This is a genomic window from Bacillus cereus group sp. BfR-BA-01310 (genome assembly GCF_022664325.1).
Taxonomy (GTDB): Bacteria; Bacillota; Bacilli; order Bacillales; family Bacillaceae_G; genus Bacillus_A; species Bacillus_A paramycoides.
This window is the reverse complement of the sequence record NZ_JAKUHD010000016.1, coordinates 1-24029: the sequence shown is the minus strand read 5'-3', so window position 1 is coordinate 24029 and position 24029 is coordinate 1. Positions and strand designations below refer to the sequence as shown.

Below are 24029 nucleotides of genomic sequence, written 5' to 3'. Positions count from 1 at the left end.
GACCAAACAATTTCAGAATTTCACGAAGAGCAGAAAGTATTAGTATGCGAGGATGAAGACGGAGATGGTAAAAAGAAAAAATAACCTTGCGCATGCAAGGTTATTTTTCCGTTTCTGTTTGAAAACGTTTATAGTATGTCGATGCTGTTGAAAAATTAATTTCTATATCACGAATTAGCGATGAGTCTTCTTCTTCTGCTAACTTCTGCAATTTTTTCATTGCTTGTTCTGACTCATTTAAGAAGCCCACATATAATTCATGTTCTTGTTCTTTCGACTTCGGTACACGAATTTCTTTACGCATATGATCAATATCTTCTAACATGCCCGTTGTTACCTTTTGCACGTCTTCCTTATATTTAGCAGTAGTTATTTCCTTACCGCCCTTTTCTTTTGCCACTTCAAATAACTGTAACGCTTTATTAATTTCTTTGTTCATCTTCACATCATACTTTTCATGTACCTCGCGATACACTTTCATATCTTCTGTCTGTTCAGTAGATTGCTCTACCTTTTCTTTCGGTTCTTTCGTATCTTTCGTGTCTTTATTTCCATTACATCCCGCTAGAAGGAGCATACTCCCAAGCATTGCAATACCGAAAATCTTCTTCATCTCTTATTCTCCTTTTATCTACATCTACTACAAATTACAGTTTCTCTTATCTCCACTTGTTTTATTATACCGAGAACATCCTAAATTTTGCACTTAAGATGATTTCTTAATATATATACCAACATTTTTGTCACAGTATCGTCACTTTATTCAAGTAACTTTTGCACCACTTTACTATGCCACCTTACAAAACTGTAAGCACACATAGAGAACAAAGATATAGATATAAAAAGACCCGGTAATAACTTTACCAGGTCTTTTTAAACGGAAAATTTACTATGTATCTTTACCGCTTCTTATTTATTCACATTCATACGACTACGTTTATATACGAGAACACTTCCCGCCAGCATAACAACACCCACTAATGTAAGTAAATTATCATTTTGTGAAGCACCCGTTTTTGGCAAAGATACTTTATCACTCACTTTTACTGGTGTTGGTGTTACTTTTGTTGGTGTTACTGGTGTCGGTGTTACTGGTGTTGGGGTAATTTGATTCGGTTTATCGATTACTTGATTTGAATTTGGCCCTTTTGTATTAGGTGTATTATTTCCAGTTCCTTTCCCTTCACCATTATTATTTCCTGCTGTATTTTTATCATCTTGCTTTTTACAATCTTTATTTTCTACTTTTTCAATCGCTACTTGTTTCTTTACAGTTTGATCTCCACGTTTTGCAGTAAAGGTCACTTTTAAATCTTTTAAATTCTTAGCCGTTTCACCAACAATTTGGAAGTACAATACAGATCCTTCTCCTGCTTCCATTGCTTGCACTGGGATTGTCGCTATATTTCCGTTCCATTTAATATCTAGCTTCATTGCCCCTTCACGAAGCCCTTCTTGTAAAGAAGCATCCTTTAAATAGTCAGGAATTTCCGCTTGCTTATAATGATCAGGAATTGTTAATTTAATATCTTTTGGAACATCAATTTCCACATCAAATCCCTTTAAGTCCTCAATTGTTAAATTCTGAGTTGTTAATAAGAAATCTAGTGTAAATTGATTTTCCTTTAAATTCTGTACACATGTTGTTGCCTTTACCTTCCCTTCAAAACGTATATCTTTGTTCATTTCTGAGAAATCAATATTGGCACTTCCTTTAATTTTTCCAAGAGGCTCATATTCATTATTCGCATGATCAATTAAATATAATTCGATATCTTTACTTACTTTTTCACCTGCTACATTTCCTAGAACAGGTATCTTAATATTTTTTGTAACTGTTTTGCCCGCATCCATTTCTGGCAATTGAATTGCAATCGCCTTAGAACCGTCCTCAAGTTCTACTCCATGGACATCTTTAAAATCTCCATCTAACCCCTTTGGTATAGCTATACCAAGATAAAGGTCAATTGCCTTTTCCTGAGATTTATTTGTTACTGTTGCTGTTATATCTAATACATAATGATTTTCTTTCGGGTCCCATTTCGCTTTTCCTACTACATTCCCACTAAAATTAGATATATCTATTGCCTCATCTTCATCTATTTTTGAAGAAGGTGGCGCTAACGGTTTATTAGTAACTTGCTCTGACGGTGTTACCGGTTTGGCAGGTGTTACATTTTTTTGTCCTACATTCTCTTTCTTTTGTCCTTGTTTATTTTCTTCTACTGGTTCCAATTTCTTTTCTATACTAGGTTTTGGTTCTTTTAATTCTTTCTTTTCTTCTGGTTTTATAGTCTGCTCTATTTCTTTAGAAATTTCTTTATTTCCTTGATTCTGATCTTTCTTTTGTTCTGGTTCTTTTAATTTCGCATCCTTATTTTCATTTCCAGTTCCCTGATCTACTTTTTCCACATTTACTTGCTTCACATTATTACCTTCCGGTGCTGCTAACGCTACAACGGGCGATAAAGCTAAAAGTGATACAAGGGTTACTGCACTTACCTTTTTAAACATAAAAAATATTCCTCCCCTATTATTGATACCATTCTATTATCTGTATCCCCTATACTCTTTATAGAATATAAGACGGACCCAATATCCATTATAAGTAAAAAATAAACTGAAAACAATAAAATTACCGAATAATCAGTTTTATGATTTTAAAATAAAAAGCAATGACAACGTGTCATCACTTTTTATTTTCCTATACTTCTATATTTGACCCTTTTTGCAAATCAAATTGTTTTTCACTTCGTTTCGCCATAAATAAATAACATAACACAGCTCCCACTTCACAAAGTGCAATAACAACACCCATCGGCAATGCTGTATTACTTCCACCAATACCTACTAACGGCGCAACAAGTGCTCCTGAAATGAACTGTAATAAACCTAGTAAAGCTGATGCTGTTCCTGCTGCTTGTTTTTGATTTCTCATCGCTAACGAGAAGCCAGTTGTTGATACAACCCCAACACTTGATACAACAAGGAATAACGAGCATAAAACACCAATTAGACCTATTCCCAATACGATTGTAAGTAGTAACGATAGACCACCAACAGCCGCAATAACAATACCGAAAACAAATAAAGTTTTCTCATTGACTTTCCCTGCTAAGCGGCCAGTAATTTGGCTAGCAATAATAATACCAATACCGTTAATCGCAAAGAACAAACTAAACTCTTGCGGTGATGCCCCGTATATATTTTGCAACACAAATGGTGAACCAGAAATATAAGCAAACATTGCAGCCGTTACTAATCCTTGCGACAATGCATATCCCATAAACAAACGGTCTTTCAGAAGCTTTCCGTATGTTGCCAACGTTCCTGACAATCCACCTGTCTCTCTTTCTTCAGGAGGTAATGTTTCACGTAATACGAAAGTAGCTGATATTAGCATGAATACACTAATTGCTCCAAGAACGATAAAAACGCCGCGCCATGATGTGAACTGTAATAATTGTCCCCCAATAATCGGTGCCAAAATAGGTGCCGCTCCGTTTACTAACATAAGTAGTGAGAAAAATTTCGTCATTTCAGAACCTGAATACATATCACGTACCATTGCACGTGATATAACAATCCCAGCAGATCCTGAAGCACCTTGTAAGAAACGTAAAAGCACTAAACTCCAAATAGATGGTGCTACAGCACAGAGTAAGGAAGAAGCAACATAAATAATAAGAGCGATAATAAGAGGTTTGCGCCTTCCGTAAATGTCACTAATTGAACCAACAAATAATTGTCCTACTGAAAGCCCAAGCAAACATGCAGTTAATGTCAGCTGCGCGAGAGATGCTCCCGTTTGTAAATCATCCGTTAACTTTGGTAAAGAGGGCAAGTACATATCAATAGATAATGGCCCAATTGCCGTAAGTGTCCCTAATACAAGAATCATCCATAACCTGTTTGTCTTTACAGGTTTATATACTTCGTGATTAACTCCATTCACCTTTTCCATTCACCCTTTCATATAAATGTCGAATCGTAACAATTATAGTTACAACATAAATATACGTCAAGTATCCCGTATTTTCCTGTTTAATAATGTAAAAAAAGCGATAGAATTTCTATCGCTTTACTTTTTCAAATTGCTATTTGTAAATTTAGATACGGATGACATCGCCTCTCCTGTATCTAAATATGTGATTTGAATTGGATCCCCCACTTCTGTAAACATAGCATATGGGAATTTTTTTACAGGTATCATAAATACTTTTTGTTCATTCTCTAACAGTACGTACACAATCGTATTTTCACCTGATTTTTCTTTATATACACGTTGAACAGTACCTTCTTTTTGCGCTTCTTTTCCATTTGAAGTCGGTCTAAATGAGTCACCACTTCCGCTCAGCGCATTTTTATAATTCTCAAGTGCTTCTTTTTGAGTCGAACCTGTCGCAAATACTTTTGCATTAGAAGCATATATAACAGTATGAGCACGTACTAATCCCCCGTCATCAATAACCGGTACAATCCAAGAAGGTTTACCGTATACGTTATAAATAACCGGCATCGTTCCATGCCATTTCTCTCTCTTAAAGGAATTATCCACTACTTCTGTAGCAGCCGAACCATCCATAATTCCCTTTACTTCTTTTCCGTTATAATAATACAGCTTTCCTGTACGTGCATCGACTAATGAGTAACCGAGGGCAGAATCTACTCCTTCTTTCGGAGAGGTGAAATCAGTAAAGTAATATAGAGTTCCATCCTTACCGAAGATTGGTGTAACACCTTCCTTCGTCCCCCACTCAGTCGGAATCTTCATATCAGTTTGTGAGAATTTCGTATTCCAAAATCCGTGAATATATTTCCCGAAGTACGTATTTAACGTAGATGCTGTTTCATGATTTAATACACCATCAACAAATTTAGGTGCATTCCCTTTATCATATCGCTTTACATCACCTGTTTGTGCGTCAACAACGACAACGCCTTCTACTTCAAATCCTGATCTTCCTGAAATAAACTCACCGTACGTCATTGTATAATACGGTTTCCCTTTATCATCAACTTCAAATTTTGGCTTTCCTTTAAAAATCAAATCTGGCTCTGCTTTTCGAACGACACGTTCTAACTTATTACCGAAAAACATGCTTGGTACATACTTCATTTTATATCCAAGATGTAATTTCGCTTCCGCATCAGGATTTGTACCTGACATCGTTACGTAACCTGGTATTGTTCCTGCCTTACGCGCTTTAAAGAAACCTGACACTTCAATTGGTGCTACATACAAGGCTTCACCATTTACCATTTGTGGTGTTAATTCCCCTAGCTCAAAATAAGCTACTTTCGGAATATCACCAAATACCTTTTTCATTTTATTTTCCGCTGTTTTAGGCGGCACTGTAAACGGTTGATCATTTTCAGTAAATGGCTCTGAAATATCTTTCTCTACCTTCACGACAGAATCATATTTCTTTTGCGAGATTACTATATCATGTAAATAACCAAAATAGCCGTAACTTACGAGTAACACAAACATTAGAAGTCCCTTTAAAGTACCTTCTAATTTCCCTATCTTACCTTGTGAAAATAAGACAATCCCAATCAAAATCGCTACTGCAACAGAATAATGAGTAAGAATTGAATCTACCCGATCATCAATTAACCAAAAATATTCATAGATTGCAATACCAATCCAAAATAAAACTGGAATAACTAAAATAGATGATTTCTTACCCTTTACAACCTTCTCATCTCCCCCTTTATCCACCGCGCGAAGTTTATTACCGCTTCTTGTCCATGGAATCAAAAACAAAGTGAGAATAGCTAAAACTAAAAATTTCATCAAAGGCAATGTCCCCTTTTCTTTTGTCTTCTCCATAAGTATAACAAATAAAGGGGAATCAGGTAAAAATGGGAATGATTATATTTTTTTACTACTTAACACAAATCCACTCACCATATACAACACTGAGGCAATATAAAAAATTGTACCAATCGTAAAGAAATCCACTAAGTAGCCAGTTACGATAATTGCTACTGCTCCCCCAATTGATGTCCATACATGGTACTTTCCAATTTCATAACCCGCTTCCTTATGCGCTACCTTTCGTGCTAACGACGTCTTCTCGGTATTACGCTGCACAGCACCTAAAACACCCATTAAAATTTGGAGAATATATACATGCCAAACTTCTGTTGCGATTGGGAAACAAAGCATCAATATAGCCATAGACCAAGCGTATATAATTAATAACTTTCTATCACCTACTCTATCGGAAATTCTCCCAACTAACGGATATACTAGGGCTGAAGTTAAAGCAAATAAGCCGTACGCCCAGCCAAACTGCGAGAAACTATTTCCAACATTCCGAAGCAATAGTATATAAAACGGAAATACCATACTACCAGCCATCATAATAATGCTTTGTGAGGCTACAAATCTTCTATATGTCATTTGCTATACTCCTTATAAAATAAATTCACAAATCTTTCCCCCGGGTCTACTTCTTTCTTCTTTTGAAGGAATTCTTCTATGCGAGGATACGCTTTCTTTAGCTGCTCCTTTGCCGGATAAGAATAATACGGCAAATAATAACTTCCATTATGCTTTAAAGTAACATCGATCATCTTCTGAATAACTACTTTTGTTTTCTTTATTTCATCCTCAGAACGTCCTTGATTAATTAGAAGCACAAGCGCAAACATATCATCTTTCGCATAAGATAGCACCGCATTCTCATTCTTTTCTACATAGCGAATTGTAATGTTAAGAAGATTTAATTCCTCTTCATTTAAAACACTTCGTAAATCATCTATATACTCTGCAAAACCATCTATTGGTACAAAGTACTCTTGTAAAACTTCGGTCAAGTTTGGATTATCGTATTCCATAAAAGCACTATCAGATCTCATTACATTATTCCGAGTTTCGTACTTACCATCTGTACGTTCAAAATAACTTCTTTGTATATCCCAAAATACATTCTTTCCCCAATCACTATAACGTGATAATCCAAGCAAAAATTTTGGTGCAGCTATAATAGTTTCCTCTTTTAATTTACTGTACTCTTTCAGCTTCTGTTGATCTTCTGCCAATACATAATCTGTCACATACATTTCTTTCAAGAACGAATTCGAGGCCACAGAAATACGTCCTAAATGCATCCGTATATTCTCGTCCTTTTTCACCTTCTCCTTAAAATATGAAGAGTACTCCTTATAATCTATTACCTTCGTATGCGTTTCATATAATTCATCATTCGTTAACTTGAGCGTCACATCTAAAATCACGCCAAATAATCCATATCCCCCAATTACATACGGAAACAAGTCAGCATTTTCTTCTCTACTTACATTACGTACCGTACCATCTGCCATTAACAATCTGAACGACTCTACTGTATCAATCAATGCTTCATGACGAATATCACGCCCATGTACATTTACACTTAACGAACCGCCAACAGTAAAAATATTTTGAGATTGCATCACCTGAACCGCAAGGCCGTATGGATTTATTTTCTTCTGAATGTCATTCCATGTCACACCGCTTTGTACCCTAATCCTCTTCTTCTCCGGATTAAACTCTAATATTTCATTATAGCCTTTCATATCAAGCATCGTACCGTTCGGATAATACGTCTGTCCGCCCTGGCTATGTTGCATACCTGCAATGGAAATCTTCTCTCCAGAAACATTTGCATCTTGCACCAGCTTTTTTAACGAACTCTCATCCTCAGCATTTTCAACACGTTTAATCTTTGTTGGAAGCAACTTCCCTACATCGCTCATAATAGGATGATCCAATTGCTCTTTATATGTATGTATAGATGTCGCGAGCAACGCTGTATACGCTACAATTACAACTGCTATCTTTCTTTTTTTCAAATGACACTCTCCTCGTTTGAAATTCTAACCTCACTAGTACTTCTCTTTATTTTTATTGTACCTACTTTCTTAAAAGGAAAATACTACACTGTAAAAAAGAACTATCTTTCTTTTACTTATTATGAAGTGAAACTATAAGCATGATTTAAAAAACATTTAAATATGCTATAGAGGAAAATAACTTAATTCAGGAGGTCGCTATGAAAGCAATTATTTGCACAAAATACGGGCCACCTAACGTTCTCAAACTTCAAGACGTAAAGAAACCTACTCCTAAAAAGAATGAAGTATTAGTTAAGATTCACGCAACAAGTGTAACAACTGGAGATTGTAGAATGCGAAGCTTTACTAGTCCCCTTTTATTTTGGATTCCTATGCGAATTATATTAGGTTTTAGAAAACCGAGAAAGCCTATACTCGGTGTAGAGTTATCTGGTGAAATTGAGGAAGTAGGAACAGATGTAACTCAATTCAAAAAGGGAGATCACATCTTTGCATTAACAGGACTTAACGTTGGTGGTTATGCTGAATACACATGTGTACATGAAAGCGGATTGATAGCATTAAAACCTACCAATGTGACGTATGAGGAAGCTGCAGCTATTCCTTTCGGCGGAACTTCAGCATTACATTTTCTGAGAAAAGGACGCATAAAAAACGGGCAACAAGTACTTATATATGGCGCCTCCGGATCAGTAGGTACCGCCGCTGTGCAACTTGCTAAGCATTTCGGCGCGACTGTTACAGCTGTTTGTAGTAATTCAAATTTTGAGTTGGTAAAATCTTTAGGGGCTGATAACGCAATTGATTATACGAAAGAGGATTTTACTGAACGAGGCGAGCGCTACGATATTATATTTGATGCGGTTGGAAAGCATAAAAAACAACATTGTAAGAAGACACTAGCTCCTAACGGTAAATACGTGTCAGTCAACGGAACGATGGCAAAAGTGAGCAAAGAAGATATGCTTTTACTAAAAAAGCTAACCGAAGTAGAAAAACTAAAGTCAGTTATTGATAGAACGTACCCATTAGAAGAAATTTTAGAAGCTCATACGTATGTGGAAACAGGACGTAAGAAGGGAAATGTCGTGATTACTATAGGAACATAAAAGTTTTCGAGCTAGATTTCATCTTTATCCCGCATTTGTAGGCAGTAAGACTCCTACCTCAAAATTCGGCTGGAGCAAAGAAGTTAGGTGGGAGATCAACTGCCCGTAAACGCCCGATTGGTTCAACTAATAATCAGTGGGGGATGAACAAAACCCCCACTGATTAAAGTTTCACTTTATAAAATACCCCTTTAGACCTATCTAAAGGGGTTAAAAACTTATCTTTTAAATCCACCTTCTGAATGAATAACTTGCCCTGTAATCCACTCTGCTTCTTCGCTCACTAAAAACTTAATAAGCCTCGCTGCATCTTTCGGTTCACCTATTCTACCGAAAGGAAACATCGGTTTTAATCCTCTTTTTATCTCTTCTGTCATCCATCCCGTATCAGTTGGACCTGGATTAATTGCATTAACAGTTATACCTAAATGGGCTACCTCTGCTGACAAAGTACTAGTGAGAGCATCAATAGCTCCCTTCGTTGTTGCATAGGCTAGCTCTCCAGCCATAGATCCTTGAAACTGCCCCGAAGTAATATTAACGATTCTACCGCCAGATTTATTCTTAAATCCACGTGCAAACTTACTACTTAACAGTGTAGTCGCACGAACATTTACCATGTAATGCTTATCCAACTCTTCGGCAGTCAAATTAGAAAAATCATTATTCGTAGAATAAGCTGCATTATTAATTAATATATAAGGGTACCCCATTTGTTCAGTAACTTTATTTATAAGCTGTTCTGGTGCAGCATCCCTAGTCAAATCTAACTCCACACTTGATACTTTAACACCATTTTGCATTAGCTCTTCTTTTAATTGTATTTGTTCATTTTGATCAACGCCCCAAGGCATCTCTTTATCATAATTCGTCCAATACGTAAAAAATATATCGTATCCTGCTTCAGCTAATTCTTTACAAATAGCTGCTCCGATACCATCCAGGCGACTTACGCCTGTAACAACTGCTACTTTATTTTTTAATTGATTCATAATATACTCCTCCAGGTTAAAGGACGCATATTTTATATAAGAAATATAAACTTTCCCACAAAAAAAGACAGATACATAAAATAGGCATCTATCCTTACAAAAGGGATGTACAAGCCAAATATGCAGTCCTTGAATGATTTATAGATAGCTAAATAAACCCTCACTAATGAGAGAGAAAAATTCATCGATCCAACTTCTAATCATTACAAGTTCATCCACATATCTAGTCTTTATCCCCTTTCAATATATCTCTATTTTTCATTCTAACAAAAAGATGGAATATTTCAAATAACAAAGATGATTTCACTTCTCCTGTGACAAAAAAATTGTGATTTACCTACATATAAGCTTTGACTATGTTTCTATTCACAATAACCATTAAGATATTAAAATAACAAAAATAACCAGAAAATCCTGGTAAATAATGGCTTGTTTTTTTATAATAAAACATGGGGCTAATGTGAGATATGTTGTAAATGGTCTGATTATACAGACTCATCTAGTTTTAAACAAATAGGGGGAAGAGAAATGTCGAAAAAAGTAATTTCTTTATTTTCTACAGTAATCGTAGCAGCCTTTCTAATAACTGGCTGCGGTCAAAGCGATACGACAAATAAAGAACAAAAAGAAAATGCAACCAAAGAAAGCAAAACAGAAAAAACGGGTACAACGAAAGAAAATAAACCTGAAGATAAAAAATCCGAAGATAAAAAGACTGAAGATACAGCTACTAACTCAAGCGATTATTCCAAGCTGATCTCCTATATGGAGAAAGAAACAGGTGGTAAAACAAAAGTTCTTTTTGAAAATAAGGAACCACAAATCTATAAAGCAGAGGATATTTCAGTATCACTTAATAGTTATACATTAGTTGAATTAAATGGCTTCCATACAGACTTTAACATCCCTTTTAATAATCAAACAGACGGTGGAGTTATTCTCGCAAATTATAGTGTGAAAAATAATTCAACTAAAGATATTTACTATATGCCGGCATTGGACATGTCATTTACTGGTGCTCAGAAAGTATATAGTAACTATAAAGATTTAATCCCAAAAGAAGACCAGCTACCATCCAAGCTTGCTCCAACAAATGATTATTTAGTAAAAGCAGGCGAAACCATTTCTGGTTATATCGCTTATCCATTTGGAAAAGATGATTTAACAAAAATTTCAACCCTATCAACAGTCTCCGTCAAAGTTCCAACTGCACAGGCTAATAAAGGAAAATTTGATGCCCCAATCGGTAGCCCTGGAAACTTTTCGTTAAGTTTGAACAAACAAGGCACTGAAAAGGTTGCAGCAGATAAAACTTTCTACCAAGATAAAGCTACCGCTAATAACATGGGCGATAAAAAAATGTTAAAAGAGAAATCAAGTATTAATAATAGTCAAGAATTAGGTGCTGTTAATGTTACATTAGATGGATACCAATTTACTCAATTCACACCAAATTCCGTCGAAGCTCCACGCTTTGCAAATTTCAAAAATGGTATTGTTCTATTAACAGTAAAATTCAAACTTGATAACAAAGATGCTCAAGACGTTGCGCTATCTCCTATAAGCTCTACATTAAGAGTTAATGATGGTACACAATATACGCTTAGCGAAGGCATGCTTTTAAATTATGACTATAACGCTTCTGTTAAAACTGGAACATCTGGAGAGTTACTGCAAGTATACACATTAGATCAAGAACAATATGAAAAAATTTGGAAAGACAAAACCTTTGAGATTGAGTTAGGACCTATGAGAAATAAAGAGGCAAAAGATATTTCACAAGGTAAAAAAGCTAAATTTACATTACCTAAATAAATTACTAAATATATAATAGAAAAGGCATATAACATATGAATGTTATATGCCTTTTCTATTTTTATAAAAACAAGTCTTAACACAAATTTTTTATTTAAGCCAAACTTAAACCTTTAGCGAACCACGAAAACCTCTTGCAGCATAGTAACATTCTGCCCCATTGTGATACACGAAAACATGCCCGAAGCGATAATCGCAAAAAATGGCACCGCCGAGTTCTCTAATATCAGAAGGTGTTTGTACCCAACTCGATGATTTCATGTCGAATTTTCCAAGCTTTTGCAAATCTCGATATTGTTCTTCGTTTAATAGTTCAATACCCATTGCAGTTGCCACATCAATAACGTTATTTTCTGGTTTATGTTTTTTTCTTGACTCTAGCGCTTCAAGATCATAACAAAGGCTTCTGCGACCTTTAGGACTTTCCGCTGAACAATCATAGAAAGTATACTCGTCCTTCTCTTTATCATAACTAACGACATCTGGTTCGCCACCCGTTATTTCCATTTCGTTAAGTGACCATAATTTCTCAGTATTAGCATTCAGCTTCGCTTCAACTTTAGCCCATTCAAGACCTTCATGGCGATTCATGTTCTTCTCAAAACGAGCTTTCAATACATTAAATAACTCTTCACGTTGTTCTACTGATAGCTCATTTTTATTCTCTGTCATATTAGTCCTCCGAATTGTGTTTACTTATAATGTTTTATAATAAATTTGCTCAATAATTGTTTGAATGCAGTTTACAATAAATTATATAATTTATTGAGTCTCTTTTTCAACAATCTGTCCTTTTAACGAAACAACTCGTTGTCACTTAAAACTTCCTTATATATCCTATGAGAATATCCATTATAAAGCCCTAAAATCCTTCATACTTTCTCCAAGAATATAATGTGAAAACCACATCAAATTCTGCTTCATAATAGCCACATGAATTCCTGGCTGGTCAGAACTATATGCCATTCCTTTAAATATAATTAATTCTGTATCAATTTCCATATCCTTTAATCCGTGATATAGCTCATATGCATTTGTAGTTGGAATTCTTGCATCCTTTTCACCATGTTGGATTAGGGTAGGCGTACAGGCCGATTTAATATATGTCATTGGTGATGCTTTAGCATATATATCTGAATCATTCCATGGATTATCTCCTAAATACATTCTAATAAAGTAAGGTATATCTGTATTTACATAATGGGTGCTCCAGTTAGTAATTCCGCCTCCAACTGAAATCGCCTTAAATCTACTACTAAATGTAGAACAGAAAGCTGATATATATCCCCCGTTGCTCCATCCCATAACCCCTACTCTATCTTTATCTACAATCCCTTCTTCAACTAGTTTATCCACTCCGGATATAACATCCTCGTAGTCAGCAATTCCCTGTTTTCTATAGTTTGCTTTTAAAAATTCATTGCCATAGCCAGAACTTCCCCTGTAGTTTGGTTCTAAAACTATAAAGCCTTTTTCAATAAACTGTTCAATAGGATATTTCTCATTAAAACAGTCTGAAAATATCGGAAAGGATGCCCAAGCCGGACCACCATGGATTACCACTAATAAGGGATATTTTTCACTTGCGTCAAACTCTACTGGGGTTGATAAAACACCCTCTATTTCAAGACCATCACTACTTTTCCATGAGATTATTTCCCTATTACTTTTAAGCTTACCTTTGAAAAAGCTGTTTTCATTCGTTATTTTTTTATCGTCTAAATAGATTTCGAAAATCTCATTTGCTATCGCCTTATTATAGGATATATGATTTCCATCCCTTGTTATAGAAGCATCCATTATAAAGCTATCTACTTTTTCGCTTAACATTTCCACAGTGCCATCCTCAGATAGCAACCCAATAAGATAATTAGTTTTGTTCTGCCATCCAATTAAAATTCCTTTAGCTGTCCACCGTAACGGAATAACCGTGCTATCAAAATCTGCTAAAGGTTGAATTAACTCTCCACTATTAATATCATATATCTCTAACGTACTGTCTTGTATATGAGTCTTATAGTAATCCTTCTCCCTTATGCTTGCTGAGTAACATATTTTGCTGCCTTCAGGAGAAAAACAAACGCTCCCTCCCAATAACTTATCTATATTCAGCTTTTGTAACTCTCCAGCTTTAATATCTAATATGTATAGATCACCATTTATATAATCTCCCATATTTGAGCTTGGTGTAGCCATAAATACAACCTTTTTCCCATCATTTGAAATATCAAATTCATGGATATGAAAATCCTTTCCATCAGTTAGTTGATAAAAAACGCTATTTTCATGTTCATATTTATCATTTTGTATCACTTTTTCTATTTCAATGTAGTATAAACAATTATTCTGGCATTCCTTACCTATATGATGGAAGTCTCCATATAGTTCCTTGCGTTTCTTTATCACCTCACATTCTTTTGACTGTGCAACATAATAAAAACCCTTGCCAGTAGGCTCCCATTTGAAATTACTAACCCCTTCTTTCTCATCAGTAATTTGAACCCCACTATAACCATCTATTGACTTAACAAAGATCTGATTTTTATTATCCCCGTCACCAACTGGGCTAAGGTATGCAATGTTCTTAGAATCTGGAGACCATAATGGGTGTGTACTATCTATATCCCCAGTTGTTAGTGGATAGCTCTGCTCCTTATCTTTTTCATATATCCATACATGATTCCTATATGTATTGTCTGTCCAATTAGCTGTCTTTTTAACAAATGCTACGTTTTTGCCATCATCACTTATGTTTGTACCTGATAAGGTTGGTAATGAAATAATCTCTTCTATACTTAAATATGTTTTTTCTTTCACTTTCATTAATAAGCCCCCTTGTAACGCTTAGTCAATCAATGCGCCTATGCTTAAATAATAACGAAAAATTCAGATAAATAAAAGCGACTCTGTTCCTCTATCCACTTTAATCCACTTATCAATTTTAGATGTTCTTTTTCTTTTCAATACAAAAACACCCCTTTAGATAAAAATATCCAAAGGGGTGTTTCTAATAAACGTCACGACTTTATTTTAAATCAATACTATATTTATTAACCTACCAATCTCCTACTCAACCGTAACAGATTTAGCTAAGTTACGTGGCTTATCAACGTCACACTCGCGGTGAAGTGCTGCGTAGTATGAGATAAGTTGTAATGGAATAACTGCTACTAGCGGTGCTAATGCTTCATGTACAGCTGGTAATACGAAGCTGTCGCCTTCCATTTCTAAGCCTTTCATTGAGATGATACATGGGTTAGCTCCGCGTGCTACTACTTCTTTCACGTTACCGCGAATTCCAAGGTTTACGTGCTCTTGTGTAGCAAGGGCGATAACTGGTGTACCGTTTTCGATTAAGGCGATTGTACCGTGTTTTAATTCTCCTCCAGCAAAGCCTTCTGCTTGGATGTAAGAGATTTCTTTTAGTTTTAACGCACCTTCTAAACCTACGAAGAAGTCTACGCTACGTCCAATGAAGAAGCAGTTACGCGTTGTTGCTAAAAATTGTTTTGCTAATGCGTCCATTTCTTCTTTTTGATCACAAAGTACTACCATTGCGTTTGCTACAAGTCCTAATTCATGTGTTAAATCGAACTCAAGAACTTCACCTTTTGCTTTTGCAATGTCAGCCGCTAAGATTGAAAGCACTGCAAGCTGAGCTGTGTATGCTTTCGTCGATGCAACTGCGATTTCTGGTCCTGCGTATAATGGAAGTGTATAATCAGCTTCACGAGAAAGCGTAGAACCAGGTACATTTGTAATTGTTAAAGCTTTATGACCCATTTCATTTGTTTGCACAAGTACTGCACGGCTATCTGCTGTTTCACCACTTTGTGAGATGTAAATGAAGAATGGTCTTTCTGTTAATAATGGCATGTTGTAAGAGAATTCACTTGCTACGTGTACTTCAACTGGTACTTTCGCAAATTTCTCAATGAATTGCTTTCCAACAAGACCTGCATGATAGCTTGTTCCGCATGCAATGATATAAATACGATCGCTATCTAAAATTGCATTACGGATATCTGCATCCAGTTCAATCTCGCCATTTTCACCTTGGTACTTTTGAATAATATTACGGATTACAAGTGGTTGCTCATCGATTTCTTTTAGCATGAAATGAGGATACGTTCCTTTTTCAATATCACTTGCGTCTAATTCCGCTGTATAAGGTGCACGTTCAATCGTTTCACCTTGTAAGTTTTTAATTGTAATACTTTCTTTTGTTACGATTACGATTTCTTTATCCATTAACTCGATAAATTGATCTGTAACTTGTAACATCGCCATAGCGTCGCTCGCCACAACATTAAAGTTGTCACCAACACCTACTAATAGCGGGCTTTTGTTTTTAGCAACATAAATCATGTTTGGATTTTCAGCATCAAGTAGTCCGATTGCATAAGAACCATGTAAAAGAGATAATGTGTTACGGAATGCATCTTCTACACTTAGTCCTGTGCTTACTTGTTGTTCCATAAGCTGTACGATAACTTCTGTATCTGTCTCACTTACGAACGTTACATCTTGTAAATATTCCTTTTTCACTAACTCATAGTTTTCAATTACACCGTTATGAACTAGTGTAAAGCGTTTTGATGTACTTTGATGCGGATGCGCGTTTACTTTGCTTGGAACACCGTGTGTAGCCCAGCGTGTATGACCGATTCCCACACTTGCCGCTACGTTCTCATCTACGATTTCGCGAAGTTTTGCAATACGGCCTTTTTCTTTGTATACAACAACACCGTTCTCTGCTTGTACTGCAATACCTGCTGAATCATATCCACGATATTCTAGCTTTTCTAAACCTTTTAATAAAATTTCCTTTGCATCTTGCTCTCCAATAAATCCTACGATTCCACACATGTTTAGTCGCCGTTACAAATGCTTACACTGCTCTGCGAACATGTAACGACATAGTCCGATACCATTTATTTATATTAAAAAAACGGATTACATATTGCTAGCCCTGTAAGCTTGTAACGGCTTTCACCTTCCTCTCAATTGGGTTTAAGTCCGTATACACTTATACAGCTAGTTTTCATCCGTTCCTTTTCTCTCATCACACTTTCACCTTTGTCCACTAAGTCACCTTAATGTTTTAAGTAAAAGCTTGCGGTTGTGATAAACAACCGGGAGTCATCCGCCGAAATCTCGATAAACTCCACCTCGTCAACTACACTACTTGTAGTTCTGGCGCTTTTATAATTTACAATATTTACTTTGAGAAAAAGAACAAGACCATCTTATAACAAACAATATAAACCGTCAATGAATTTTTTTTCATTGTCTATAAAACATATGAAAAAGGAGCACTTCTTGTGCTCCTTTTAAAACAAATTCAGCAAATTATTCGGCGCCAACTTCAGCTTTCACAACTTCTACAATACGGTGTACATAAGCATCACAAACTTCTTGTGTTGGTGCTTCTGCCATTACGCGAATAAGTGGCTCTGTTCCAGATGGACGAACAAGAATACGACCATCGCCGTTCATTTCTTCCTCTACAACACGAATAATCTCTTTAATTTTTTCATTTTCTAATGCTAGTTTTTTATCTGTTACACGAACATTTACTAGTAATTGTGGGAATTTCGTCATCTCACCTGCAAGCTCAGATAATGGTTTTTTCGTCATTTTCATGATGTTTACAAGTTGAAGTGCACTTAACATTCCGTCACCAGTTGTAATGTAATCAAGTAAGATAATGTGACCTGATTGCTCTCCGCCCAGATTATATCCACCACTCTTCATTTCTTCCATTACGTAGCGGTCACCAACTGCTGTTTTATCACTTGTAATACCGTTTGCTTCAAGTGCTTTATAGAAACCTAAGTTACTCATAACTGTTGAAACAACTGTATTATGTTTCAATTGACCAGTTTCTTTCATGTACTTCGCACAAATGAACATAATTTGATCGCCATCAACGATGTTTCCTTTTTCGTCTACTGCGATTAAACGGTCTCCATCGCCATCAAAAGCAAGTCCGATGTCAGCACCTTTTTCTTTTACTAATTCAGCTAATACTTCTGGATGTGTAGATCCTACGCCTTCATTAATATTCATACCATTCGGTGAAGTTCCCATTGTTGAAATGTCGGCTTCTAAATCTGCAAATAAATATGGAGCTAAAGAAGATGTAGCACCATGTGCACAATCTAAAGCGATATGTAGACCAGAGAAATCTTCCTCTACAGTTTGTTTAATGTATTGTAAATATTTTTGTCCACCTTCAAAGTAATCACTCACTTGTCCAAGGTTAGTGCCTGTTGGACGTGGTAATTCGTCAACTTCTTTGTCTAATAACGCTTCAATTTCTGCTTCTTGCTCATCCGTTAATTTAAAACCGTCTGAACCGAAGAACTTAATTCCGTTATCTTGTACTGGATTATGAGATGCAGAAATCATAACACCTGCTTGTGCATCTAACGCCTTTGTTAAATAAGCCACACCTGGTGTAGAAATAACACCAAGACGCATTACTTCTGCTCCAGTTGATAATAGACCTGCTACTAAGGCCCCTTCTAACATATGTCCAGATACACGTGTATCACGGCCGATAATTACTTTTGGACGGTCTGTATCTTTTGTTAATACATAGCCTCCAAAACGTCCAATTTTGAACGCTAATTCAGGTGTTAACTCCTTATTTGCAACCCCGCGTACTCCATCTGTACCAAAATATTTACCCATTATGATTCGCTCCTTTTTCTTGCTCTTTTTGATTATCTACTGTTGGTTCTTTGCTCGGTTCTTGACCAGTTTCTTTGTCTTTATCTTTATTTTTTTCCTGATCCTTTTCTGGATCTGGTTCAGGATTTTTTGGCTTTTCAGTTTGATTTCCCTGATTGTTTGTTGAATCCGGGTGTTCAACATTACCCTGTACTTCTTTATCTGGCTTTTCTTTCTTCACAATTGTAACTTTAGCACTTTTTTGTTTTGGCTCGATCGAAATATTACCAGGGCCGCTTACTTGAATAGAAATATCTTTTGTTCCCGGAGATGCATTTTGTAGATTAATCACCGCTGTTATTTGAGCAGCTGTTATTTTATCTACTATACTTGCTTCTCCTGAAATATCAACGCTTATCTTCCCATCCTGCGGCGAAAGTAGCTGAGCAGTAACATCGTTCGGAATTCCATTTTTTTGAATCGGGATACCATCAATAGTTTTACTTTTCGTTTGCTTTACTTTTTGTACCCCTACCGAAACCTTCACTTGATTTGGTTTTGCACTTGTGACACCCTTTGGCAATAAAACAGAGGCATCGAATGTTGTAGAATCCGTCAATTGACTAAGATCTACCTCGACCCCCTCTATAGATTGTATATTATCCAAAATGTCTTTTGGACCAGCTATCGTTACTTCTCCTGGTTCAACGTTAATATTTGTAACAGCTAAACCTTCTGGTAAATTCCCTTTTTTCGCATATGTTAAAGGAACTGTTTTTTCTACGTTATTTGCTGTAGCTTGTGTCGCTACATTCACTGTTACACTTATTTTAGATGGATTCGTTTTTACATTTAAACGTTTTCCTTCTTTATTGTACAATGTAACCTCCGCTGTTTTTGTAACGGTTTTATTAACACCTTTTAAATCTATATATGCCTTAGCAGATGAAATACTTTCTATTTCTTCTTTTGTTCCAACTACTTCAACAGTGTCAGGCTTAATACTTGATTTCTCAACAGTAGCACCTGCTGGCATCTGATCTTCATTGGATAATTTTAAATCTACATGAACATACTTTTTCGCTTTTTCATGAAGAGTGACTTTAATTGTTGATGGTTGAACTGTCCCTTTCACTTCATCTGGAAGCCCGTTCGCTTTTAAAGAAACTTCATAAGTTCCTTTTGGACGGCCTTCTAAATCAACTGGTATATCAAATTGTCTTTTGTTTTTTGTTGCAGCAACCGCTGCTTTGGGACCTTCTAATTTTACCTTGACTCCCTCTGCTGGAATACCACTTACAATATACTTCTCTTCGTCATACTTAAGGTTAATAGCATAATTAGTTAATGTTTCTTTCCCTTCATTTACGAAAGGTAATACACTCGATGTCGTATTTTTGTCAGTTAAAGTTGCTGACATAAAAAGCATACACGCCAATAGTAATGAGATTCCTTTTAAAAACCAATGATTCTCCATTAACTTATCCATGACGCTTTCTCCTCCAATTCCATAAAGACGAAGAAGTCGTTTTTTCGTTCCCACTAAATTCTGCTAACAACATATCCTTCAGCTGTTCTGTCTTCAAATCACGATGTAACTTACCGTTTTTCGTTAAAGAAATTTGACCTGTTTCTTCCGACACAACTACTGTAATACTATCAGTGACTTCACTAACTCCCATTGCAGCGCGATGTCGTGTTCCTAACTCCTTCGAAATAAAAGGACTTTCTGATAACGGAAGATAACATGCTGCTGCTTTAATTGTACTTCCTTGCATAATTACTGCTCCGTCATGAAGAGGGGTATTAGGGATAAAAATATTAATGAGTAATTCCGATGACACATATGCATTCAGCGGAATACCCGTTTCTACATAATCACCCATCCCAGTCTCTTTTGACAAAGTGATTAATGCACCAATTCTACGTTTTCCCATATATTCCGTTGCTTTCGCAATCGCTGTTGCAACAATTTCAGGTTCATCTTCCTCGTGAGTTCCCACACGCGAAAATAAGCTCCCCCGTCCTAGCTGCTCAAGTGCTCTTCGTAATTCTGGCTGAAAGATAATAATAACGGCTAAAAATCCCCACGTTAATACTTGCTCCGTTAGCCAATATAGCGTATGCAATTCAAGTAAAATACTAATCATCCGGACGACAATAATAACTGTAATACCTTTTAAAAGTTGCACAGCTTTCGTACCACGGATTATAAGAATTAGCTTATATATAATAAACCATACAACAGCAATATCTAATGCCGTACTAAGATATTTCAAAATGGTCGTATCTTCAAAAGGCATGCTAACCCTTCCTCCTACTTACGAGCAATTCTATCCATATATTGAAATATTATTTTATGCTCTATCTGTATGTATTTCCAACAACTAGTTAATTATACCATACATGAAACAAACAACAATTACAAACGACCCCCTTCAGCTTAAATTGGTAAGATGTCAAACTTTCTTATCCTACAGTATAATATAAGTCATTATTATACGCCTATTTTCAAATAAAAAAAGCAACTTCTCAGTTGCTTTTCTTACATTTATTTTAGTTTTTCACCGAATAAAGAACCCATTAAAGCAACCGCTGTTGTCGCTGTTCTGTTTCTCTCATCTAAAATCGTATTTACTTCAACAAATTCAGCAGATGTAACAATATCAGCCTCTGCTAACATCTCCATCGCTAAGTGGCTTTCACGATAAGATAGACCACCAATTACAGGCGTTCCAACTCCTGGTGCATCATGAGGATCAAGACCATCTAAATCTAATGATAAATGAACACCATCAGTATGAGATAAATACGCAATTGTTTCTTCCATAACAGCTGTCATACCCATACGATCAATTTCATGCATTGAGAATACTTTAATACCTTCATTACGAATAAAGTCTTTTTCTCCTTCATCTAATGCACGTGCACCGATAATTACAACGTTCTCTTTTTTCACCTTCGGGTATGCCTCGTATAAATTTACAAGTGCAGGATGTCCATAGCCTAAACTTGCAGCAAGTGACATACCGTGAATATTTCCAGATGGTGAAGTTTCTTCTGTATTTAAATCACCATGCGCATCATACCAAATAACACCTAAATTTTTATAATGTTTCGCTACACCAGCCAGCGTACCGATAGCAATACTATGGTCACCACCTAATACAAGTGGAAAACGACCTTCTTCTATAATATGATCAACCTTAGTTGCTAACTCGTTACATACAGTTGCAACTTGTGTAAGGTTTCTTAGTTTTGTATTTTCATCTACTTCTTTTTCTCTCTCTATACATATATCTCCCATATCTTTTACGTCATATCCAATTTGTTCAATTCTTTCAACTACCCCTGCATAACGGATCGCGCTTGGTCCCATATCAACCCCACGACGCATCTGTCCTAAATCCATTGGAACTCCAATAACTGAGATTTCTTTTTTCATAGATAGTATCCCCCTTTTATGCCTTCACTAAATATTTTAAATCTTTTATATAGTCTGACTCAACTCGACATTTTCCTGCATGGATATACAATTTATGCACTTATATTTGCGTTGAAATCCAAATTTTAAGACTATTCTATGCATAAAATTAACTTAATGAAACAACTAGCTTCTCTATCAACTAATACAATCAGCTAATAATCAGTGCGTTTTTCCATCCCTCACTGATTATTAGCTCTCACCAATCGTGCTTTTACTAGCTGTCCGCAAATGGAAGGATAAAAAATAACGCTTCTACATTTAGAAGCGTTTTTCTGACGCTAATTTCCACACTGCTGCAATATTTTTCGCTGTCATTTCGATATTCTCTTCTGCTACTTTATATGCCTCTTCTAATGTCATTGGACTTGCTGTAGTACTAAATACTGCATCAATTCCCTTTTCATAAACAGTTGTATAATTCGGAGATACTGATCCACCAATAGCAATTACAGGAATATGAAGACCTTTCGCACGCCCCGCAACACCAACAGGTGCCTTTCCATAAGCCGTTTGTTCATCTATTCTGCCCTCACCAGTTACAATAAGATCAGCACCTTCTATACGCTTATCAAAATTTGTATAATCTAATACAATTTCAATTCCTTTTCGTAGTTTTCCCTTTAACACTGCAACGACAGCTGCTCCCATTCCTCCAGCTGCTCCAGCACCAGGCATTTCAGATACATCAAAAGATACATACTGTTTAAGTATATTAGCATAATGTTTTAAATTCTCATCTAGCTCTTTCATCATCTCTACATTCGCACCCTTTTGTCTCCCAAATACAAAAGACGCTCCCCTCAATCCAACTAACGGATTGTCCACATCACATGCTGCCTCTATCTTTATGTTCTCTAAGCGTGAATCAATCCTAGAAAGGTCAACAGCAGTAATGAACTGTAATGTCCCTCCAGAAGGCTCTATTACTTCACCTTTCCCATTTATAAACCTTACTCCTAAAACTGACAGCATACCTGCCCCACCATCATTTGTAGCACTTCCTCCAAGTCCTAAGATAATATGTTTGGCTCCTTGATCTAGCGCATGCAATATAAGTTCTCCTGTCCCTTTCGTCGTTGTAATAAGTGGGTTTCTCTTTTCAATCGGAACGTGTTGTAGTCCTGATGCTGCTGCCATTTCAATAAATGCTGTCTTCTTATCCTTAGACATACCGTAAAAAGCCTGTATGCTCTCTCCAAGTGGCCCTGTCACATTAAGTGATATAATTCTCCCCCTTGTAGCATCAACAAGAGATTCGACTGTTCCTTCACCTCCATCTCCAATCGGCACTTTAACGTACTCTGCCTTAGGAAAAACCGCTGCAAAACCTCTTTCAATAGCTTCACATACCTCCATAGCTTTCAAACTTTCTTTATATGAATCAGATGCAATGACAACTTTCATAATTATCCCCCGTTCCTTATTTACGCCTTTTCTTCATTTTAAACGACAAATACGAAAGTTGCCTTTCCCAGTAAAATTTAAGCACAAAAAAAGCTTACATCATTTGATGTAAGCTTTCTCTATTTAGATGGAGCCTAGCGGGATCGAACCGCTGACCTCCTGCGTGCAAGGCAGGCGCTCTCCCAGCTGAGCTAAGGCCCCTTAGTAATTAAGCGGAAGACGGGATTCGAACCCGCGACCCCAACCTTGGCAAGGTTGTATTCTACCACTGAACTACTTCCGCGAAAATGGTGAGCCATGAAGGATTCGAACCTTCGACCCTCTGATTAAAAGTCAGATGCTCTACCAACTGAGCTAATGGCTCGTAAATGGCTGGGCTAGCTGGATTCGAACCAGCGCATGACGGAGTCAAAGTCCGTTGCCTTACCGCTTGGCTATAGCCCATTAATATTTACTAGTATGGTTATCTTTTCAAAAAAATAAACCTTCTCAGGTTATTTTAAAGAAAATGGTGGAGGGGGGCAGATTCGAACTGCCGAACCCGAAGGAGCGGATTTACAGTCCGCCGCGTTTAGCCACTTCGCTACCCCTCCGACATTTTAAAATATATGGTGGAGGATGACGGGATCGAACCGCCGACCCCCTGCTTGTAAGGCAGGTGCTCTCCCAGCTGAGCTAATCCTCCAAAAGTGGTGA

General features: G+C 36.5%; 17 protein-coding genes, 6 tRNA genes and 2 pseudogenes. 3 read left to right on the top strand and 22 right to left on the bottom strand.

What is annotated here, in order from left to right:
* Window positions 1-3 precede the first annotated feature (3 nt).
* Window positions 4-84, top strand: a pseudogene (locus MR109_RS30565) (DUF3951 domain-containing protein); the annotation flags it as partial.
* Between the two features lie 16 nt (window positions 85-100).
* Here MR109_RS30565 and MR109_RS22755 read toward each other — a convergent pair.
* The 6 genes from MR109_RS22755 to MR109_RS22730 form a co-directional block, all read right to left on the bottom strand.
* Complete coding sequence (locus tag MR109_RS22755; protein WP_002175401.1) at window positions 101-613, bottom strand: hypothetical protein; 513 nt, start codon at window positions 611-613, stop codon at window positions 101-103.
* Window positions 614-909: 296 nt separating this feature from the next.
* The gene (locus MR109_RS22750) at window positions 910-2514 is read right to left on the bottom strand and encodes an LPXTG cell wall anchor domain-containing protein (RefSeq protein ID WP_242273971.1); all 1605 of its coding nucleotides are present in this window, start codon (window positions 2512-2514) and stop codon (window positions 910-912) included.
* Between the two features lie 190 nt (window positions 2515-2704).
* Window positions 2705-3964, bottom strand: a complete 1260-nt coding sequence (locus MR109_RS22745; RefSeq protein WP_029953135.1) for a multidrug effflux MFS transporter — start codon at window positions 3962-3964, stop codon at window positions 2705-2707.
* Between the two features lie 117 nt (window positions 3965-4081).
* A complete protein-coding gene (locus tag MR109_RS22740) occupies window positions 4082-5800 on the bottom strand; it encodes a DUF3981 domain-containing protein (RefSeq protein ID WP_071717867.1) in 1719 nt (572 codons plus the stop codon).
* 78 nt (window positions 5801-5878) lie between these two features.
* Window positions 5879-6412 (bottom strand): MFS transporter, encoded by a 534-nt coding sequence (locus tag MR109_RS22735; RefSeq protein ID WP_071717868.1) that lies wholly within the window; start codon window positions 6410-6412, stop codon window positions 5879-5881.
* A complete protein-coding gene (locus tag MR109_RS22730) occupies window positions 6409-7845 on the bottom strand; it encodes an FAD-binding oxidoreductase (protein WP_242273969.1) in 1437 nt (478 codons plus the stop codon). Before MR109_RS22730 ends, MR109_RS22735 begins: the two co-directional genes overlap by 4 nt.
* Before the next feature lie 200 nt (window positions 7846-8045).
* Between MR109_RS22730 and MR109_RS22725 the strand changes: the two genes are divergently transcribed.
* Window positions 8046-8957, top strand: coding sequence for an NAD(P)-dependent alcohol dehydrogenase (locus MR109_RS22725; RefSeq protein ID WP_242273967.1), 912 nt, complete (start codon window positions 8046-8048; stop codon window positions 8955-8957).
* 218 nt (window positions 8958-9175) lie between these two features.
* On the opposite strand, the gene MR109_RS22720 is transcribed toward MR109_RS22725, so the two are convergent.
* A complete protein-coding gene (locus MR109_RS22720) occupies window positions 9176-9949 on the bottom strand; it encodes an SDR family oxidoreductase (RefSeq protein ID WP_242273965.1) in 774 nt (257 codons plus the stop codon).
* 528 nt (window positions 9950-10477) lie between these two features.
* On the opposite strand from MR109_RS22720, the gene MR109_RS22715 reads away from it, so the two are divergent.
* A complete protein-coding gene (locus tag MR109_RS22715; RefSeq protein ID WP_242273963.1) occupies window positions 10478-11764 on the top strand; it encodes a DUF5068 domain-containing protein in 1287 nt (428 codons plus the stop codon).
* A gap of 105 nt (window positions 11765-11869) precedes the next feature.
* Here MR109_RS22715 and MR109_RS22710 read toward each other — a convergent pair whose 3' ends face one another.
* The 15 genes and pseudogenes from MR109_RS22710 to MR109_RS22645 all read right to left on the bottom strand — a co-directional run bounded on the left by MR109_RS22710 (window position 11870) and on the right by MR109_RS22645 (window position 24018).
* On the bottom strand, window positions 11870-12436 hold the full coding sequence (locus MR109_RS22710; RefSeq protein ID WP_242273962.1) for a DUF4256 domain-containing protein: 567 nt from the start codon (window positions 12434-12436) through the stop codon (window positions 11870-11872).
* A gap of 180 nt (window positions 12437-12616) precedes the next feature.
* Window positions 12617-14587: a S9 family peptidase gene (locus tag MR109_RS22705; RefSeq protein ID WP_242273960.1), complete on the bottom strand. Its 1971-nt coding sequence runs from the start codon at window positions 14585-14587 to the stop codon at window positions 12617-12619.
* 243 nt (window positions 14588-14830) lie between these two features.
* Window positions 14831-16633, bottom strand: a complete 1803-nt coding sequence (gene glmS, locus MR109_RS22700) for a glutamine--fructose-6-phosphate transaminase (isomerizing) (protein WP_002175412.1) — start codon at window positions 16631-16633, stop codon at window positions 14831-14833.
* A gap of 12 nt (window positions 16634-16645) precedes the next feature.
* Window positions 16646-16830, bottom strand: a pseudogene (locus MR109_RS30445) (hypothetical protein).
* A 286-nt stretch (window positions 16831-17116) separates the two neighbouring features.
* Window positions 17117-18463, bottom strand: a complete 1347-nt coding sequence (glmM, locus tag MR109_RS22695) for a phosphoglucosamine mutase (RefSeq protein ID WP_002175413.1) — start codon at window positions 18461-18463, stop codon at window positions 17117-17119.
* Window positions 18456-19931, bottom strand: coding sequence for a CdaR family protein (locus MR109_RS22690; RefSeq protein ID WP_071717875.1), 1476 nt, complete (start codon window positions 19929-19931; stop codon window positions 18456-18458). The genes glmM and MR109_RS22690 overlap by 8 nt, the downstream gene beginning before the upstream one ends.
* Window positions 19924-20745: a diadenylate cyclase CdaA gene (gene cdaA / locus MR109_RS22685; protein WP_002175415.1), complete on the bottom strand. Its 822-nt coding sequence runs from the start codon at window positions 20743-20745 to the stop codon at window positions 19924-19926. Before cdaA ends, MR109_RS22690 begins: the two co-directional genes overlap by 8 nt.
* A gap of 248 nt (window positions 20746-20993) precedes the next feature.
* Window positions 20994-21887, bottom strand: a complete 894-nt coding sequence (gene rocF, locus MR109_RS22680) for an arginase (RefSeq protein ID WP_002175417.1) — start codon at window positions 21885-21887, stop codon at window positions 20994-20996.
* Between the two features lie 300 nt (window positions 21888-22187).
* Window positions 22188-23333, bottom strand: a complete 1146-nt coding sequence (locus tag MR109_RS22675; RefSeq protein ID WP_071717876.1) for a glycerate kinase — start codon at window positions 23331-23333, stop codon at window positions 22188-22190.
* A 128-nt stretch (window positions 23334-23461) separates the two neighbouring features.
* Window positions 23462-23534, bottom strand: a tRNA-Ala gene (locus MR109_RS22670).
* 10 nt (window positions 23535-23544) lie between these two features.
* Window positions 23545-23616 (bottom strand) — tRNA-Gly (locus tag MR109_RS22665).
* A gap of 5 nt (window positions 23617-23621) precedes the next feature.
* Window positions 23622-23697, bottom strand: a tRNA-Lys gene (locus MR109_RS22660).
* 5 nt (window positions 23698-23702) lie between these two features.
* Window positions 23703-23777, bottom strand: a tRNA-Gln gene (locus tag MR109_RS22655).
* Between the two features lie 65 nt (window positions 23778-23842).
* Window positions 23843-23926, bottom strand: a tRNA-Tyr gene (locus tag MR109_RS22650).
* 16 nt (window positions 23927-23942) lie between these two features.
* Window positions 23943-24018 (bottom strand) — tRNA-Val (locus MR109_RS22645).
* Window positions 24019-24029 lie beyond the last annotated feature (11 nt).